A 17,365-nucleotide genomic window follows, 5' to 3' on the forward strand; every position below is an offset into this window, starting at 1 on the left:
ATACGAGAAAGGAACTCCTTTTTCTAATGTTTAAAGAAATAAATTTAAGGAATCATTCATCCTTACACAAACTATTTTACAGTCTCTTTATTGAAGTATCTTCATTGAAAGAGAATGTAAAAGAAATTGCAATACCAATAAATAATGGTAACGTATTGAAAAACTGCATTACATTTTCTTGCATAAAACGTCACTCCCAATTATTTTTATTCAAATTTTATCTAATGCTATTTTAATTTTCATCAAAGAAGAAACGACTTAAAATAAGTCACTTTGATGGGGTCTAGAAAGGTATATTTATGTCACTGAAGTTTGCTAACAAAAAGAAGCTAGCACTTTATGTCTTTTTAGCCTGCATAAGTGCTTGTGGTAATGTCGTTATCGCTTATGTCACGAAGATCATGCTTAATAGCGCCCAATATCATCGTGGCTCATTAAAGCAATTAATTTTTATCGCTGCACTAGGAGCAGCATCACTAATCATTATCATGTTTCTCAACTTTGCTTATAGATACTTGCGCTCCGATATTACGCGTGATATTAACTTGAAGTTAAAAGAGAAAACTATTACTTATTTAATTGCTCAACAAAATGACTCGCAAAAAGATGGTCTAAATTTAATGACCAATGACCTAAAGCAAATTGAAACACTTAAAATTACAAATGAATTAATGATTATTTCCGAATTTGCTGCTTTTACAATCTCAATTTTTGTCGGTTTAATCAATTCTTGGCTTCTAACAATAATCTTCGTTATTGCTACGGTCATCCCGGGATTTATCCAAAAAATTTTCATTAAAGATATTCAAAACAAATCCGCTGTCTGGGAAAAGCAAAACGCTGAATATACTCAAGCTACTGTTGATGCTATTAACGGGTCAAAAACTGCTATGCTATATGACGCACAGATTCCCGTTGTTTCTTATGTAATTAATCGGGCAAAAGAAATGGAAGATGCCTTGAGAGCATTAAACTACACCCAAGGTGCGATTTCTACATTAATTATTACCATTGCTGATATTTTCAGCTTTATCATTCCATTCCTAATCGGTGCAATTTTGATGTTCAATGGGCAAATTGGTGCTGGTACTTTAGTAATGATTGTTCAGCTTTCAAATGACTTCATTAATCCAATTACAATGATTTTTGACCAGCTCAATCAAATTCGCTCAACTAAACCAATTTGGGATAAAGTCGAACAAGCTCTTAAGTTTAAAGGATCTCCTACTTCAACTGAATCAGCTTCTACTTTTAATGAATTAAAAGTTAAAGACTTATCATACTCAGTAAACAATAAAAACATTTTAAACAAGGTTAACTTTAACGTTAAAGCTGGTGAAAAAATACTACTGATGGCACCAAGTGGTTTTGGCAAAACTACCCTCTTAAAGCTTTTAGCTGGACAATTATCTCCAAGTACTGGTTCAATTATCATTGACCAAAACAATTTAACTAGCAATTGGCAAAAATCTCATGAATACTTTGGCTACATCAATCAAAAGCCATTCATGTTTGATCGCAGTCTGCTCTTCAATTTAACTCTTGGCCAAAAATATTCCAACAATGAGTTACAAAATGCAATTAAATCAGCTGGATTAGCAGAGCTTGTTAAGGAGAAAGGCCTCGATTATCAAATTGGTCAAAATGGTAATAATCTATCCGGTGGTCAAATTCAAAGAGTTGAAATAGCTCGTGCAATCTTAGCAAAACGTCCAGTTTTACTAGCAGACGAAGCTACAAGTGCTTTAGATAATGATTTATCTTTGCAAATTCACAAAACTCTACTGGAAAACCCTAATTTTGCAGTAATTGAAGTTGCTCATAAAATTTCCAAACAAGAAAGAGCAATGTTTGATCGAATTATTAACTTAGACAACTAAAATTTAAAAATGACATTGACTGCAAATCATCGTCAATGTCATTTTTTATTATCAGTATTACTTTACATAATTTATATTATTGTTTAACTACAAAGATAGTTTTTTCTTTAGTTTACTGTTAAAATTACATTTACAATAAACAAAAAATAAGAGGAGTTTTTATGATTTTAACCTGGGATATTATTCGCAGAACAATCGAGATTTTATGGATTATCAATATCGCCTTTGCAGTCTGGACTGTTTTTCGCAGTCATCGTAGCGTTGTTTCTACTTGGGCTTGGATGTTAGTATTAACTATTTTGCCCGGCATTGGCTTTATTCTATATCTTTTCTTTGGGCGTCAACTTTCACATGACGAAATTTTTGCTATTCAAAGTGCTCAAAAAGAGACGCGTAATCGTTATCTCAAAAAACAAAAAGCTATGTTGGCAGAACATGATCTTTTACCCGAAAAAGAGCGCAAACCACGTGCCCGCATGTTATCAGAGCTGAATTTAAACAACGATGATGCTATTTTAACTTTTGCCAATAAAGTTAAGGTTTTCACCAGTGGACCCGAGTTGTTTGACCAAATAATTGCTGATCTTAAGCAAGCTAAAACATCGATTAGTTTAGAGTTCTACACTTTTTATAATGATAATCTAGGAAAGCGTGTCTTACGGGCCTTAGAAGAGGCTTCTGCTAAAGGAGTAAAAGTCAGAGTTATTTATGATGTCTCTGGCTCACGTGGTACTAAACCTGCTTTTTTTAATCATTTAAGAGAGCTTGGTGGCGAAGCACAGCCTTTCATTTCTACTTCTAAAAAGCATTGGTTTACTACACCACGACTAAATTATCATTTACACCGCAAATTAATCGTAATCGACCATCATATTGGCTATATTGGTGGCTTTAACATCGGTGATCAGTACGTTAATCAATCTAAAAAATTTGGTCATTGGCGCGATACACATTTACGTGTTGTTGGGCAATCACCTATCCTAATGGAAACACGCTTTACCATGGATTGGAATACTTCTATCAGACGAACTGCATTACCTAAATTTGATCTAAGCGAATTACATGCTTTTACTGTCGAACGTAAAGATCTTGACAACGATGATAACGTAGCAATGCAAATCGTTTCTTCAGGTCCCGATAACCAACATTATGGCATTCGCCGAGGATATGAGGGCATCATTGCTGGGGCTAAAAACTATATCTATATTCAAACACCCTATTTAATTCCTGAAGAATCCATTTTAGAAGCATTAATTATTGCTGCTAATAGCGGTGTTGATGTACGCATCATGATCCCTTGCATGCCAGATCATCCCTTTGTTTACCGAGCTACCGAATATTATGCAAAATATTTAGTTGCTCATGGCGTTAAAATTTACAAATATAATGATGGCTTCATCCATGCCAAAACAATGGTTTCTGGCTCCAATATCTCATCTGTTGGTTCAGCCAATCAAGACTTCAGAAGTTATACCTTAAACTTCGAGGTTAACGCTTTTAATTACAATCTTCAATTAACTCAAGAACTTAAACAAATTTTTGAAAAGGACCTAGCTAGTTGCAGTCTTCTAACTAATGAATACTTTAATCAGCAATCTAAATGGCTTAAGTTTAAACAATACTTTTCACGTCTGTTGGCACCTATTTTTTAGAAATAATAAAACCACGAAGCAAAAACTTCGTGGTATTTTTTTACAGATTATTATAAAGATCCTGCATTTCATCATCTTCTGGAGCTAACTTAAGATATCTTTCTAGCAGTTGTTTTGTTATTTCATCATTATTTTGTACATTGAAAAAGATTATCATTTGGCGCAAAAAGTCTGGATTATCCTTGAAATCCGGATAAGCTAGTAAAAATTCGCTCTGTGCTTTCTGAATATCATCCAAATCCTCATATGATAATGCCATATTCCAATGTGCCTGTGGCTCCACGCTTTCCTCATCTAAGTTACTAAATAAGGCAATATTCTCCTTAGCCTGGTGTTCATGAACATATAGGTTAGATAGCTGCATACGTAAATCACTATTGTCTGGCGCTACTTTTAACCCCTTTTCAAGTAAGTCACGAGCTGTATCCAATTCATTCAAATTAGCTGCTGCACGTGCTCCCATTGAATAAAGTGTTTCATCCAGTTCATTGTACGCTAATCCTGCTTGAGCAGTCCTCAATACTTGTTCATTGTCATGCTGATGATCATAAGCTTGTGCTAATAATGGATACGCATTTACATAGTCAGGACTTTGCTCAATCACTTCATCTAAGAACTTAATTGCCTGCTTATCATCACCTACAGATAAGAGAACTAATCCTGCTTCATACTTAGAATCAATATCTAAAATACTATTTGCATGTTCACGAATAACTTTGGCAGCTTCTTCATAATTACCTAATTTGGCAAAAGTCGCAAATAATCTTTGGTACAGATTTACTTCACTAAAAGTACTTTGACGTTTGATTAAATCTTGATATAACTCAAGTGCTTGTTCATAATTACCACTTAAATATTCAATCTCTGCTAAACCAAATTTAATAGCATCTTCTTCTGGAGCTAATTGTAGTGCTCGTATTAATTTGTCCTTAGCTGTTTCTATTAAGCCGTTAGTTTGGTAATAATCAGCTTGTACTAATAGACTATCCAAATAAGCTGAAGAGCTCTCAGGGACATTATATAAAAGCGACAGACCATCGTCATCATCGCCATCATTTAACATAATCTCTGCCAAGTAAACTTTAAATAAATCTTCTTTAGGAAATTTAGCTATTAAAGCTCGATATATTTCTTTTGCTAAATCTGTAAAACCTAAGCCAGTTAGGTTTTCTGCTAAAGATGACAAGACCTCGGGATCATCATTATCTAAAGCTTCTTTTAAAAGGTGTTTGTTTTGTGAAAAATCATGATTTTGAATTGCATCTAGTAATTGTTCAGAATAACTCATAATACCTCCAATCAAGTTACCATTGTACTAAAAAAAGACGCCGGAACAAAGTCCAACGTCCTATCACATTAGTTAAGCTATTACTTAACGGCATCCTTAAGAGCTTTACCTGGCTTAAATGCAGGTACTTCACTAGCTGGGATTTCGATTTCATCACCAGTTTGTGGGTTACGGCCCTTACGAGCAGCACGGTGACGTACTTCAAAAGTACCAAAACCGATTAATTGTACCTTTTCACCCTTAGCAAGGTTTTCTTGAATTGAATCAAGGATAGCATCAACAGTATTTGCAACTTGCTTCTTAGTTAACTTAGTTTTTGAAGCAACTTCTGAAACTAATTCAGCCTTATTTGCCATGAATAATTCACCTCCTGAATTTGAACCTAATGTTCAAAAAATTTTTCTTTGTTTAAGCTAAACAAGGAAAAATGATCACAACTAATCATGTTCCCTAAAAACAAAAATATCACAAAAACCTTATAACAACAAGGTTTTTATGATATTTTGCTTATCTTTTATTTACGTTTACGTGGTAAAATCTTGATTGGTGTACCCGTAAAATCAAAGTTTTGTCGTAATTGATTAATCAAAAATCGTTCATATGAGAAGTGCATCAATTCTGGATCATTCACAAATACAACAAAAGTCGGTGGATTCGTACTTACTTGGGTCATGTAATAAACACGCAATCTCTTACCCTTCACCATTGGAGTTGGAACTAACTTACTTGCTTCAAGCAACAAGTCATTTAAGACACTAGATTGAATTCTTTGATTTTGATTATCATAGACTTCTTTAACCATATTAGGAATTTGATCTAATCTTTGACCTGTCTTGGCAGAAACAAAAAGAATAGGAGCATAGTCCAAATATTGAAATTCATCTCTAATTTCACGTTCAAATTCTTTAGCGCTTGTACTATTCTTTTTTGGCAAATCCCATTTGTTAACGACAATGATGATTCCACGACCCGCCTCGTGAGCATATCCAGCCACATGCTTGTCTTGTTCTCTAATGCCTGTACTTGCATCGAGGACAAGTAAAACCACGTCTGAGCGCTCAATAGCACTCATAGCGCGCATTACAGAGTACTTTTCTGTCTTCTCATACACTTTGCCTCGTCTTCTGATTCCGGCAGTATCAACGACCTTAAATTTTACACCATCATGGGTAAACGGCGTATCGACAGCATCACGAGTTGTTCCTTCTTCATTAGCAACAATTACCCGATCTTCACCAAGTAATTTGTTAACAATTGAAGACTTACCTACATTTGGTCGACCAATCACGCTAAAAGAAATAACATCATCAGCTTCAGTATCTTTATCGTCAGGAAAATCATTAACAATCTGATCAAGCAAATCACCAATACCAGTACCATGACTACTTGAAACAGGAATCGGATCCCCCAATCCTAAACTATAGAAATCATAAATATCGCTTCGCTGTTCAGGATTATCAGCTTTATTTACAGCTAAAATAACTGGCTTTTTAGTACGGTAAAGAAGATGAGCTATTCTTTCGTCTAAATCTGTCACGTGATTTACCACATTGGTTAACATCACGATAACATCTGCTTCTTCAATTGCAATTTCTGCTTGAGCTCTGATTTCTTCCTCGATCTTGCCACCTTCCCAGGTAATACCACCAGTATCGATCAAATCAAACTTATGCCCCATCCATTCGGCTTGAGCATAATTACGATCTCGGGTAACACCGGGTTTGTCCTCAACAATAGCTAAACGTTGATTAATTATTCTATTGAAAAGTGTTGATTTACCAACATTGGGTTGACCAACAATTGCAACAACTGGTAAAACCATTTCTCGCCCTCCTTTACTAATCTAAACATAAATAAAAAAGCCGACTCAAGTCGGCTTTTTTATAAAATGACTACTTACGGTCCTTTAATTGGTCACCAATGATGTCACCTAATGCAAAGCCGTTGTCGTTATCACTCATGTACTTCTTGTTTACTGAATTTTCGTTACGTGAACGACGTGGACGAGAATTATGATTTTCTGAAGAAGCGTTTGAGTCAGCAGCCTTGATTGAAAGTGAAATTCTTCTATCACTTGGGTCAATGTTCAAAACCTTAACCTTAACACTTTGACCAACCTTTAAAACATCGCTTGGCTTGTCAACATGCTTGTTTGAGATTTCTGAAACGTGTACCAAACCTTGAATACCATCAGCAACTTCAACGAAAGCACCAAAGTTAGTTAATGACTTTACTTCACCTTCAAAAATATCGCCTTCGTTTAAGTCAGCTGTAGCTTGTTCAAATGGAGAAGGTTCAGTTTGCTTAATAGACAGGGAAATACGATGTCTGTCATTGTCGATACCAATGACCTTAACCTTAACATCTTGACCAACCTTTAAAACATCGCTTGGCTTGTCAACGTGCTTGTAAGAAATTTCTGAAATATGAACTAAACCGTCAACACCACCAACATCGATGAATGCACCGAAGTTAGTCAAACGTGAAACCTTACCTTCAACAACGTCACCAACAACTAATTGTGATGCAACCTTGTCAAATGCTTCTTCACGTTCTTCTTCAACTAAATCCTTGTGTGAAAGGATTAAGCGGTTCTTGTTAGGATCAATTTCGGTAATCTTAAGTTTCATAGTCTTACCAATGTAAGGCTTAAGATCTGAAACGTAACGGTTTGAAATTAATGAAGCTGGTAAGAAACCACGTGTACCAACATCAACAATTAAACCACCACGAACTGATGAAGTTACAGTACCTTCGACAGCATTTCCGTCTTCGAAGTCTTTTTGTAACTTGTCGTAGGCTTCTCTTTCCTTTAAGCGGGTAACTGAGAAGAAGAATTCACCATTTTCCTTGTCGCCACCGGCTCTTCTTAATACTAAGGCCTTAAACTTGTCACCAGGCTTAACTAAATCACGTAAGTCTGCGTTACGGTCTGAAGTGTATTCACGACGAGTAATGACACCTTCAACACCAGCGTTTTCAACACCAACATCGATTTGGCCGTCTTCAATGTCTAATACTTCGACATCGACAATATCTCCGACCTCAACTCCTTGCATTTGCTTTAATGCGTCTAAAAATTGATTACTGTTTTCTGACATATGTACCTCCCAATATCATGTCCCATTTTATAGGAAACCGAGATATTTTTCTACTATTTTGTGCTATTTTTTCTAATTTTTTTGTTTTTTTTCGATTTGAGCTAAAATTGCCTCTACAACTTCGTCAATCGACATGTTTGTGGTGTCAATTTCAATTGCATCATCTGCCTTTTTTAGCGGTGAAATTTTGCGGTGAGAATCTTTATAATCTCTTGCTGCAATATCTTTTTCAATTTCATCAACTGTTTGGTCAGATTTAATACCACGCTCTTTAAAATCTAATAAACGACGTTCAGCACGTGATCTTGCTGAAGCAACTAAAAAGATCTTAACTTCAGCGTTAGGTAAAACAGTCGTACCAATATCGCGACCATCCATAATGACATTTGTCTTGCCTGCCATTTCACGTTGCAGACTTACCATTTTTTCTCGTACTTTCGGCAAAGCGGATACTTCCGAAACATTAGCTGAAATTTCAGGCGTTCTAATTTCTTTAGAAACGTCCTTTCCAGCTACATATACTTTTTGCTCACCATTTTCAGATTTCAATTCAATTCCATCTTCATCAATGGCATTCAAGATACCCGCTTCATCACCATAATCTAAGTTATGATTACGAGCAATCACTGTACATGCACGATACATTGCCCCTGTGTCTATATAGACAAAGGATAATTTACTTGCAATGATTTTAGCAACTGTACTTTTACCTGCTGATGCAGGACCATCTACTGCTACTTGCATTCTAATAAAAAAGAGATCTTATCATCGACCCCTTTTATCCTTTCTGAAAGATTATTTCAACTTAAGTGTCTGACCTGCTTCAATATTTGAAGAGTCTTTAAGATTATTTAATCTGGCTAATTCATCAACAGTCAAGCCATTCTTTTCTGCAATTTCATTTAAAGTATCTCCACTTTGGACTAAATAAGTCTTAGGAGTAGCAGAACTACTAGATGAGCTTGAACTAGCCTTTTCAGACTTTTTCTTGCTAAAAGAAGATGATGAGGTTTTCTTAGTCTTAACAGACTTGGATGATTTAGAAGAAACCTTCTTAACTGTTTGAACTTCTTCAGCTTTTTCTGAATGGCTTGAAGCCAAACGATGAACAACTGGGATAAGTGCAATTAAAATAACCGCTAAAATTATAATAACTGCTATCCAACGTGCTGATCCACTAGGCTGACTATCTTGTGAGCTTCGCTTTTCAGTAGGTCGTTCATAGTGCTGATATGGCCCGGTTGACTTTTTATCCATCAAAAATTCCTCCATTCACTTAACGGATTAATTTTAGCATATTTTAGGATGCTTTGAATATGAAAAATCCCATCAACTTAAAAAATTGATGGGATGATAACTTAATTCAAATTAAATCTCTTACGAACGAATGGCTTAATTGTTTTCAAGGTAGCTTCAAACAATAAGTAAACAGCCACAGCGTTAATTAATCCTTTTAACAAGTTAAAGGGCATGATAATACTAAAAATGTAGGTTGACATTGATGGTAAATGCAATAACTGACCCAAGTAAACTTTCTCAGTAAAGCTTAACAAGGCACTATAGCTATTAATAGCAGGCAAGTTTGGTACCGCTGTTACTGCGTAAATAGGAGTCAAAACGAAGGCATTAGCCAATGACATCACTGCTGCCATTGCGATAATCCCAATTACCAAACCACAAATTGGTTTAACTCTGCCCATCATTGTCTTGCGGTTATCCGCACTCACATTTTTACTTAATAAATAAAATGGAACTGCAAATGACATTGAAGCTAAGAATGCTGCTAGATTTCCAACAAGACTTGGTAATGCAAAACCACTAAAAATTAAACTAAGCAACATTCGAATTAAAGCAATAATAACTCCCGGTACAATGCCAAAAATAAACATTCCAATTGTAATAATGACATCTGAAAAATCAAACTTTAAGAAGGCAACTCCAGGCATGATTGGAAATTCAAATTTCATAACTACAAAAGCAATACAGCCAATTAAAGCATATGCAATCACATTAGTTAAACTACTATTCTTGAATTTAGCTTGATCCATAACTTACTTTCCTTTCCCAAAACAAAAGGTCTATTGCTTCAGCAACAGACCTTAAAAAGTGTAGTAAGTTTTTTTAGCCTGTCTTCTTCCATCTAGACTTTAACTATCGGTATCTAACGATTCAACCACTGACGTGGGTCGCGGACTTTCACCGCCGGTCGGGACTTTCACCCTGCCCTGAAGACAATAACCTTGAATATTTAATTACAGTTATAATTTAGTTCAATTGCATTAATTTGTCAACTTCATGCTTCGATAATTCCCGATATTGCCCTGATGTAAGCGAATCCAGAGTTAAAAAGGCATATTTTTCACGAGCAAGCTTATCAACTAAGTGACCTACTGCTTTAAACATTCGCTTAACTTGATGATAATGTCCCTCATGAATTGTAATTTGGACAATTTGTGTGTCTTTCTTATGATCAGTTTTCAATACTTTGACCTTGGCAGGCGCAGCCTTAAAATGATCCAACTTTACTCCTTGAGTCAAGGTTTTAATTTCATCAGGAGTTAAAATCCCTTTAATCTTGGCTACATAGACCTTAGCCACTTCATTTTTAGGGTGCATCAATAAATTTGCTAATTTGCCATCGTTAGTCATTAGCAATAAACCTGACGTATCATAATCTAATCTTCCTACTGGATACAAACGATATGGTAAATCTTCGAAATAATCAACTACAGTTTTTCTACCACGATCGTCTTCTGCAGTCGAAACAACGCCGCGAGGCTTATAAAACAAATACGTGTGTAGGCTTTCCCGCTCAATTGGTTCATCATCGACTGTAATATTACTAAAAGTATCGACTTTAGTACCTAGCTTAGTAACAACATGCCCATCTACTTTAACTCGACCGGCTACAATCATTTTTTCAGCTTTTCTTCTTGAAGCGATTCCTGCTTCCGCAATTACTTTTTGTAATCGTTCTGCCATTTTCTATCCCTCTTTTTCTAAATGTTTGTCTGCGCTACCTTTTGAATCGAATAAGTCAATCTCCTCACCATCAGTTGTATCCTCAAAGTCTTCGATTAACGGTAAATCAGCCAAACTTTGATAATTAAAATATTGTAAAAAATAATCAGTTGTAACATACAACTTAGGATGACCTGGAGCATCTTTTTTGCCGTCTTGTTTAATTAATCCTCGCCAAATCAATGTCTGTAAAGCTCCTGATGAATTTACTCCACGAATATCATCAATTTCTATTCTAGTAATTGGTTGTCGATAAGCAATAATTGAGAGAATTTCAAGTGCTGATTGACTCAAATTCTTAGTTAAATCTTTTTGAAAATACTTTTCAATTATCTTAGCTGTCTGTTGACTAGTTGTCATCTTATAAGTATTTGCAATATGAATTATTTGCATCCCCGAGTCTGGATCAGCCTTCATTTTTTGCTGCAAACGAGTGACTAACTGACCTAGCTCTTCACCATCAACTTCAAGTAGTTCAATTAGATTTTGCTCCTCAAGCCCATTGTCACCTGCGACATACAAAAGAGCTTCTAAATTTGCTAGTTTACTTGCCATTCGTATCAATTCTTTCTAAATTTAAATCACCGAATTCACGTGCTTGTGTAATCTGAATTAATTGTTTTTTACACAATTCTAGTGTCGCTAAAAATAAGCCAATAACATCTGAGATATTCTGCATTTTGTCCGCGCAAGCAAAGAAACTAACTTGCCTTTTTCGTTTCAATTGTCCATGCAAAAAGTCCATCATCTCATTTATCGGCGTTTCTGCTACTCTAATTGAAGCGGTATCTGGTTGCTGCAACTTCAAACGATGTAAGACCATCGTAAAAGTCGTCGCTAATTCTTGTGCAGTTATCTGACCCTTAGGCAGCGGTTGAACTTTAGCAGTGGTTGATACACTAGCTTCTTTAGCAACTGTAATCGGTACTTCTTCATTACGTTCTTTAAAATAAGCAGATATTTTCTTAAACACAGAATATTGTACCAATTGTTGCACTAATTCGTCTCTTGGATCTTCATCAGGTTGAATATCATCTACAAAATCGTTTTGAGGCAACAAATACTGTGATTTAATTCGCAATAAAGTTGATGACATGACAAAATACTCGCCTGCAATTTGTAAATTTAAGCTTTGCATTTGGCGCAAGTATTCTAAATATTGACTAGTTATTTGGGCAATTGGGATATCATAAATATCAATTTTTTGCGATTGGATCAAATGCAGTAATAAATCAAGTGGTCCTTCAAAATTCGGTAATTCTAAAGTTAAGTTACTTTTGTCCATTATCTTCTTCTACCGTTTTTAATAAATTTGTATATTCTGGTACAGCAGTTATTCGTTTATCTGGATATTCGTGCTTTAGTTCATCAACAATTTTCCGTTCATAACTAATCTCACGAAAACCAGGAGCTAAAGACAAATATCTAATAATTACAAACTGATTAGATACTTGGGTTCCTATTACGCCCACCATATTATTTTGACTATTACGATAAAGATACAAAATAAAGTCATTTTCATCCTGATTAAGCGTGATTTCTTCTTTTAAGTTTTCGATATTTTTAAAATCAGGTAAATAGGATAGTAATCCCATTGCTATCTTCTCATAATCTTTTTTATATTGTATTAGCATTTAATCACCTAAAGACGAGGATGTGTCTTCTGATAAACATTTAAAATTTGCTTTTGTGATAAATTGGTATAGATCTGTGTCGTGCTAATATCAGAATGTCCTAATATTTCTTGCACTACTCGCAAATCTGCGCCGTTTTCTAGCAAATGTGTTGCAAACGTATGACGTAAAGTGTGTGGCGTGACATCTTTAGTAATTGCCGCCATTTGACAATACTTTTTGATCATCTGCCAAATAGCCTGTCGTGTAATCTTTTTTCCTCGATTATTTAAAAAAATATGTTCATCGCTTTTCCCTACTTGTAAAATTAGCGGATCACGAACTTCATTTTCATATTTTTTTATCCAATCAAGAGCAACAGGACTAATTGGAATCAATCGTTCTTTTTCGCCTTTACCAAGAACCCGAACTAAGCCTAAATCGTCATGTAAATCCTGCAACTCCAAATTAATTAATTCGCTTACTCTCATTCCCGTGGCATATAATGTCTCCAAGATAGCACGATCACGTATACCTAACTTTCGTTTAGTATTTGGCTGCTCAAGTAGCCTATTCATTTCAGCTTGAGAGAGAGCTGTCGGCAAACGACGTTCTTTTTTAGGCAAATCGATTTCCAACATTGGATTTAACTTTTGAATATTTTGCCGAGCTAACCATTGATAAAATTTACGCATGCTAGAAATAAGTCGACTAATTGAGCTGGTTGCTTTGTTCAAATCACGCTGCCGAGCTAAAAACGCATCCACATCGCTTGCTTCAGTTGGCCATGAAGCCATACCTTCATTTTCTACAAAAGTTCGAAATTCTTCTAAATCTTGACGATAAGCATTAATTGTATTATCACTTAATCCTCGTTCAACTTGACTGTAGCGTAAATAATCATCAATTTGATCTTTTAAATTATTCTTCTCCATTATCGTTCTCTTCTGGATCCTTAATTAAAGTAATCGTACCTGCTGTTTTATCTTCTTCAATTAATCCAGCCTTGAGCAAATGACCGACCGCACGTTTAAAAGCTGATTTTGAAATACCAAAGTATGATTTAATTTCTTGTGCACCTGATTTGTCATAGAAAGGTAGAGTCTTGGTTTCTCTTCTCCGCAAACTCATCAAAATCATTTGCGCATCATCATCAATTTCTTCAAAAGCACGAGGCAAAGCACTCAAATTCAAACGTCCATATTGACTGACACCGACTACTCTACCCTTGAATTGCTCACCTAGTCTCATAGGACGTGGCATCTGCGATTCATGTACAAAGCCAAGATAATAATCACTAGTTAAAACAAATGCTCCTATCTCTCGTGTAGCATAAACCGTTGCAAAGACATTTTCATTATTCATTCCACGTGGAAAGTTAGCAGCTAATTGGTCAAAAATATTTTCATCTGCTAGCTTAGCCCAAATACGATCTTTTTCGTCAGTTTCTAATCTTACTAAAAGTCGATCATCACGTCGAGGCCATCTTTCTTTTTCTCTAGGAAGATCATCCATTGATAAAACAACCTCTTTATCAGGTAGACCTACATCAACAAAGACGCCTAAGCCTGGACGTACCTCGGTTACTTTTCCCCAACCATATTGATCGGGTTGCGCGAATGGCAAAAATTGTGTCATTTCTCGATCATGACTTTTATTATCATAAATAAAACCTTCGACTTCATCTCCAATTTTAGGAATATCATCTTGCGTAATCTCGATCTTCTTCAATTCATAAGTCAGTCCATCAATTTGAACATAATAAGCTTTATCGTTTTCGTCAGTAATTTTTCCTTTACGAACTGTTCCAAGCATTTAAAAATCTCCTACTTTACATATTCTTACATATAAGTATAAGAGATTTTTATGCAAAATAAAATAGCCAGCACTTAAGCTGGCTATTTTTTGATTAGCTAATCTATCTAAATTATATTCTTAAAATTAAAGGTTTGAGATTTCGCCTTGGTAGATAGCACCACGACGAGCGTCAACAGTAATAGTTGAACCATCAGAAATCTTGTCAGTAGCGTCAGTAGCACCAACAACAACTGGGATACCTAATGATAAACCGATAACTGCGGCATGTGAAGTTAAACCTGAAGCTTCAACAACTAAACCTGAAGCCTTCTTGATAGCTGGGTTGTAGTCTGGGTCAGTAGTCTTAGCAACTAAGATGTCGCCTTCCTTAACCTTGCTGTTTGCTTCTTCAGCTGAGTTAGCTACAACAGCCTTGCCGATAACTGAACCGTTACCAACACCTAAGCCTTGAACTAACTTGTTACCGATGATTTGTAACTTCATTAAGTTAGTTGTACCTGAGTCACCAAGTGGAGTACCTGCAACGATAATTACAAGGTCGCCATCCTTTACGTAACCCTTTTCCTTAGCTACCTTAGCAGCCATTTCAAACATGTCATCAGTTGACTTAGGCTTTTCAGTCAATACTGGTTGTACACCCCAAACGATACCCAATGAGTGTTGAATCTTTTCGTCAAAGGTCATAGCAATAATGTCAGCATTTGGACGGTACTTAGAAATCATACGTGCAGTGTAACCTGAGTTAGTTGCAGTAATGATAGTCTTAACACCTAATTCTTGAGCAGTACGTACAACTGATTCACCGATAGCTTCAGTTACGTTTGAACCCTTGTAGGCTTCGAATCTTTGAAGAGCTAAAGTATTACGCTTAAGCATTTGCTTTTCAGTACGTTCGTCAATTTCAGCCATAGCCTTAACAGCCTTAACTGGGTAAAGACCATTTGCTGATTCACCTGAAAGCATAGTTGCGTCAGTACCATCAAGAACAGCGTTAGCAACGTCTGAAACTTCGGCACGAGTTGGACGTGGGTTTTCTTGCATTGAGTCAAGCATTTGAGTAGCAGTAATAACTGGCTTACCAAGTGCGTTAGCCTTGCGGATTAGGCTCTTTTGTACAAATGGAACTTCCATAAATGGAATTTCAACACCCATGTCACCACGAGCAACCATTAAACCATCTGAAACTTGCAAAATTTCGTCTGCGTTGTCGATACCTTCTTGAGATTCAATCTTTGGGAAGATCTTAACGTAGTCTGCACCTGCTTCTTCACAAAGCTTACGGATGTCTAAGATATCTTGAGCCTTACGTGCAAATGAAGCAGTAATGAAGTTAATACCATAGTTCAAACCAAACTTAATGTCATCAGTATCCTTTTCAGTAATACCTGGAAGGCGAATTTCAACACCAGGAGCGTTAACACCCTTCTTTGAACCGATTACACCAGTGTTTTGAGCTTCACAAACAAGTTCTCTCTTTGAGTCGTCCTTTTCCTTGATCAAAAGGTCAACCAAACCATCATCGATTAATACGTGACCACCAACGTGAGTATCATCGTATAAACCGTCGTAGGTAACGTGGATCATGTCCTTGTTACCCTTCTTAGTGGCATCCATTGATACACGGATCATGTCACCAGTATTAATAGTGAACTTACCACCTTCTTGTTCAGTGGTTCTGATTTCAGCACCCTTAGTGTCAAGGTCGATACCAAGAAGTAAACCAGTATCCTTTTCCACTTGACGAACCATCTTCATACGAGCAAGGTGTTCTGGGTGGTCACCGTGTGAGAAGTTGAAACGGAATACGTTTGCACCAGCCTTAGCTAAAGCAGTAATAGTTTCAATATCGTTTGAAGCTGGCCCTAAAGTACTAACAATCTTAGTTTTCTTCATTATTAAAAAAATCCTCTCCAAAAATCAACTAAATTAATATTTAGTCATTTCTTCATTTACATCCAATAACGCATAATCACCTTGGTGTTTACCGTCAAACAAATCAAGAATGTCGTGGGTATTAAGTTCACCATTCTCCATGCCGACAGCTAAACCGCCCTTCCCATCGAGAAGTAACTTAACAGCATAATTACCCATCTTAGTAGCATTAACTCTATCTGTAACAGTAGGTGAGCCACCACGTTGCATATGCGCAAGGACATTAGCACGAGCATCAAAGTCACCATATTTAAGGAGTTCGTCCTTAAACTTATCAGCAGCCATAACGCCTTCTGCTAAAACAATGATACCATGATCTTTGCCATCTGCAAAACCACGAGTAAGAGTTTCTGCAATTTCCTTAACATCGTATGAACGTTCAGGAATTACAATTGCGTCTGCTCCACTTGCTACACCGACACGCATAGCGATATCACCACATTCACGACCCATTACATTAACAACGAATACGCGGTGGTGACTGCTTGCAGTATCACGAATTTTATCGATAGCATCCATAGCAGTACGACAAGCAGAATCAAAGCCGATCGTGTAGTCAGTATAAGGAATATCATTATCGATAGTTCCTGGCAAACCAACTGAGTTTACGCCGTGGCGAGTCAAGGCTAAAGCACCATGGTATGAACCGTCACCGCCAATTACGATAACCGCATCAATACCATGTTTCTTTAATTGCTCAACACCCTTTTGTTGCACTTCTTCTTGTGCAAATTCAGGGAAACGAGCACTGTACAAGAAAGTACCGCCTTCACTAATCTTGTGGTCAACATTTTCCGTGGTAAGCGGAACAAAGTCACCTGCAACCAAACCAGCGAAACCATAACGAATTCCAAAGACTTCAAGCCCATGATGGATAGCAGTCTTTGTCACAGCTCTAATTGCTGCATTCATACCAGGGGCGTCTCCGCCACTAGTTAAAATACCAATCCGTTTCATGAATTCACCTCATCATGATTATTTTGTGTAATTTCTCACATCACATAAATATTAACATTTTTTAGGCAAAAAAGCTCACAAAAATTGGGCTAATTTATGCTTT

Annotated in this window: 17 protein-coding genes and 1 riboswitch; of the genes, 2 read left to right on the forward strand and 15 right to left on the reverse strand. The window is 36.3% G+C overall.

What is annotated here, in order from left to right; genetic code table 11:
• The first annotated feature begins 299 nt into the window (after nucleotides 1–299).
• Complete coding sequence (locus CP366_RS06730; protein WP_089147733.1) at nucleotides 300–1,880, forward strand: ABC transporter ATP-binding protein; 1,581 nt, start codon at nucleotides 300–302, stop codon at nucleotides 1,878–1,880.
• A 161-nt stretch (nucleotides 1,881–2,041) separates the two neighbouring features.
• Nucleotides 2,042–3,532 carry a cardiolipin synthase gene (cls, locus tag CP366_RS06735; RefSeq protein ID WP_089147734.1) on the forward strand — a complete coding sequence of 497 codons (1,491 nt, stop codon included), beginning with the start codon at nucleotides 2,042–2,044 and terminating at the stop codon, nucleotides 3,530–3,532.
• A 40-nt stretch (nucleotides 3,533–3,572) separates the two neighbouring features.
• Here the strand turns inward: cls and CP366_RS06740 are convergent, their stop codons facing one another.
• The 15 genes from CP366_RS06740 to pfkA all read right to left on the reverse strand — a co-directional run bounded on the left by CP366_RS06740 (nucleotide 3,573) and on the right by pfkA (nucleotide 17,262).
• Nucleotides 3,573–4,820, reverse strand: a complete 1,248-nt coding sequence (locus CP366_RS06740; protein WP_023488845.1) for a lipopolysaccharide assembly protein LapB — start codon at nucleotides 4,818–4,820, stop codon at nucleotides 3,573–3,575.
• Nucleotides 4,821–4,900: 80 nt separating this feature from the next.
• Nucleotides 4,901–5,176, reverse strand: a complete 276-nt coding sequence (locus CP366_RS06745) for an HU family DNA-binding protein (RefSeq protein WP_005720183.1) — start codon at nucleotides 5,174–5,176, stop codon at nucleotides 4,901–4,903.
• A 158-nt stretch (nucleotides 5,177–5,334) separates the two neighbouring features.
• Nucleotides 5,335–6,642, reverse strand: coding sequence for a ribosome biogenesis GTPase Der (der, locus tag CP366_RS06750; RefSeq protein WP_005720181.1), 1,308 nt, complete (start codon nucleotides 6,640–6,642; stop codon nucleotides 5,335–5,337).
• A 70-nt stretch (nucleotides 6,643–6,712) separates the two neighbouring features.
• Nucleotides 6,713–7,921: a 30S ribosomal protein S1 gene (gene rpsA, locus CP366_RS06755; RefSeq protein ID WP_005720179.1), complete on the reverse strand. Its 1,209-nt coding sequence runs from the start codon at nucleotides 7,919–7,921 to the stop codon at nucleotides 6,713–6,715.
• Between the two features lie 72 nt (nucleotides 7,922–7,993).
• Entirely contained in the window at nucleotides 7,994–8,665 is a 672-nt protein-coding gene (gene cmk / locus CP366_RS06760; RefSeq protein WP_005729574.1) for a (d)CMP kinase, read from the reverse strand.
• Nucleotides 8,666–8,716: 51 nt separating this feature from the next.
• Nucleotides 8,717–9,178, reverse strand: a complete 462-nt coding sequence (locus CP366_RS06765) for an SAG1386/EF1546 family surface-associated protein (RefSeq protein WP_005725874.1) — start codon at nucleotides 9,176–9,178, stop codon at nucleotides 8,717–8,719.
• 101 nt (nucleotides 9,179–9,279) lie between these two features.
• On the reverse strand, nucleotides 9,280–9,969 hold the full coding sequence (locus CP366_RS06770) for an ECF transporter S component (RefSeq protein WP_013086288.1): 690 nt from the start codon (nucleotides 9,967–9,969) through the stop codon (nucleotides 9,280–9,282).
• A gap of 76 nt (nucleotides 9,970–10,045) precedes the next feature.
• Nucleotides 10,046–10,158: riboswitch (FMN riboswitch) on the reverse strand.
• Between the two features lie 28 nt (nucleotides 10,159–10,186).
• Nucleotides 10,187–10,903 (reverse strand): pseudouridine synthase, encoded by a 717-nt coding sequence (locus CP366_RS06775; protein ID WP_005720172.1) that lies wholly within the window; start codon nucleotides 10,901–10,903, stop codon nucleotides 10,187–10,189.
• Between the two features lie 3 nt (nucleotides 10,904–10,906).
• On the reverse strand, nucleotides 10,907–11,497 hold the full coding sequence (gene scpB, locus CP366_RS06780; protein WP_005720170.1) for an SMC-Scp complex subunit ScpB: 591 nt from the start codon (nucleotides 11,495–11,497) through the stop codon (nucleotides 10,907–10,909).
• The gene (locus CP366_RS06785; RefSeq protein WP_005720168.1) at nucleotides 11,487–12,227 is read right to left on the reverse strand and encodes a ScpA family protein; all 741 of its coding nucleotides are present in this window, start codon (nucleotides 12,225–12,227) and stop codon (nucleotides 11,487–11,489) included. The genes scpB and CP366_RS06785 overlap by 11 nt, the downstream gene beginning before the upstream one ends.
• The gene (locus CP366_RS06790) at nucleotides 12,214–12,576 is read right to left on the reverse strand and encodes a hypothetical protein (protein ID WP_005720166.1); all 363 of its coding nucleotides are present in this window, start codon (nucleotides 12,574–12,576) and stop codon (nucleotides 12,214–12,216) included. Before CP366_RS06790 ends, CP366_RS06785 begins: the two co-directional genes overlap by 14 nt.
• Nucleotides 12,577–12,584: 8 nt before the next feature.
• Entirely contained in the window at nucleotides 12,585–13,490 is a 906-nt protein-coding gene (gene xerD, locus CP366_RS06795; RefSeq protein ID WP_089147735.1) for a site-specific tyrosine recombinase XerD, read from the reverse strand.
• Nucleotides 13,477–14,370, reverse strand: coding sequence for a S1 RNA-binding domain-containing protein (locus CP366_RS06800; protein WP_089147736.1), 894 nt, complete (start codon nucleotides 14,368–14,370; stop codon nucleotides 13,477–13,479). Before CP366_RS06800 ends, xerD begins: the two co-directional genes overlap by 14 nt.
• Before the next feature lie 126 nt (nucleotides 14,371–14,496).
• Entirely contained in the window at nucleotides 14,497–16,266 is a 1,770-nt protein-coding gene (gene pyk / locus CP366_RS06805) for a pyruvate kinase (protein ID WP_013086285.1), read from the reverse strand.
• Between the two features lie 33 nt (nucleotides 16,267–16,299).
• Nucleotides 16,300–17,262 (reverse strand): 6-phosphofructokinase, encoded by a 963-nt coding sequence (pfkA, locus tag CP366_RS06810; RefSeq protein WP_005720158.1) that lies wholly within the window; start codon nucleotides 17,260–17,262, stop codon nucleotides 16,300–16,302.
• Nucleotides 17,263–17,365 lie beyond the last annotated feature (103 nt).

This window comes from Lactobacillus sp. UMNPBX15, from assembly GCF_002553785.1.
GTDB lineage: Bacteria > Bacillota > Bacilli > Lactobacillales > Lactobacillaceae > Lactobacillus > Lactobacillus crispatus.

Bases quoted from the DNA above. Each gene is read 5' to 3' on its own strand.
- CP366_RS06730 (WP_089147733.1), top strand. From the start codon at position 300: ATGTCACTGAAGTTTGCTAACAAAAAGAAGCTAGCACTTTATGTCTTT.
- cls (WP_089147734.1), top strand. From the start codon at position 2,042: ATGATTTTAACCTGGGATATTATTCGCAGAACAATCGAGATTTTATGG.
- CP366_RS06740 (WP_023488845.1), bottom strand. From the start codon at position 4,820: ATGAGTTATTCTGAACAATTACTAGATGCAATTCAAAATCATGATTTT.
- CP366_RS06745 (WP_005720183.1), bottom strand. From the start codon at position 5,176: ATGGCAAATAAGGCTGAATTAGTTTCAGAAGTTGCTTCAAAAACTAAG.
- der (WP_005720181.1), bottom strand. From the start codon at position 6,642: ATGGTTTTACCAGTTGTTGCAATTGTTGGTCAACCCAATGTTGGTAAA.
- rpsA (WP_005720179.1), bottom strand. From the start codon at position 7,921: ATGTCAGAAAACAGTAATCAATTTTTAGACGCATTAAAGCAAATGCAA.
- cmk (WP_005729574.1), bottom strand. From the start codon at position 8,665: ATGCAAGTAGCAGTAGATGGTCCTGCATCAGCAGGTAAAAGTACAGTT.
- CP366_RS06765 (WP_005725874.1), bottom strand. From the start codon at position 9,178: ATGGATAAAAAGTCAACCGGGCCATATCAGCACTATGAACGACCTACT.
- CP366_RS06770 (WP_013086288.1), bottom strand. From the start codon at position 9,969: ATGGATCAAGCTAAATTCAAGAATAGTAGTTTAACTAATGTGATTGCA.
- CP366_RS06775 (WP_005720172.1), bottom strand. From the start codon at position 10,903: ATGGCAGAACGATTACAAAAAGTAATTGCGGAAGCAGGAATCGCTTCA.
- scpB (WP_005720170.1), bottom strand. From the start codon at position 11,497: ATGGCAAGTAAACTAGCAAATTTAGAAGCTCTTTTGTATGTCGCAGGT.
- CP366_RS06785 (WP_005720168.1), bottom strand. From the start codon at position 12,227: ATGGACAAAAGTAACTTAACTTTAGAATTACCGAATTTTGAAGGACCA.
- CP366_RS06790 (WP_005720166.1), bottom strand. From the start codon at position 12,576: ATGCTAATACAATATAAAAAAGATTATGAGAAGATAGCAATGGGATTA.
- xerD (WP_089147735.1), bottom strand. From the start codon at position 13,490: ATGGAGAAGAATAATTTAAAAGATCAAATTGATGATTATTTACGCTAC.
- CP366_RS06800 (WP_089147736.1), bottom strand. From the start codon at position 14,370: ATGCTTGGAACAGTTCGTAAAGGAAAAATTACTGACGAAAACGATAAA.
- pyk (WP_013086285.1), bottom strand. From the start codon at position 16,266: ATGAAGAAAACTAAGATTGTTAGTACTTTAGGGCCAGCTTCAAACGAT.
- pfkA (WP_005720158.1), bottom strand. From the start codon at position 17,262: ATGAAACGGATTGGTATTTTAACTAGTGGCGGAGACGCCCCTGGTATG.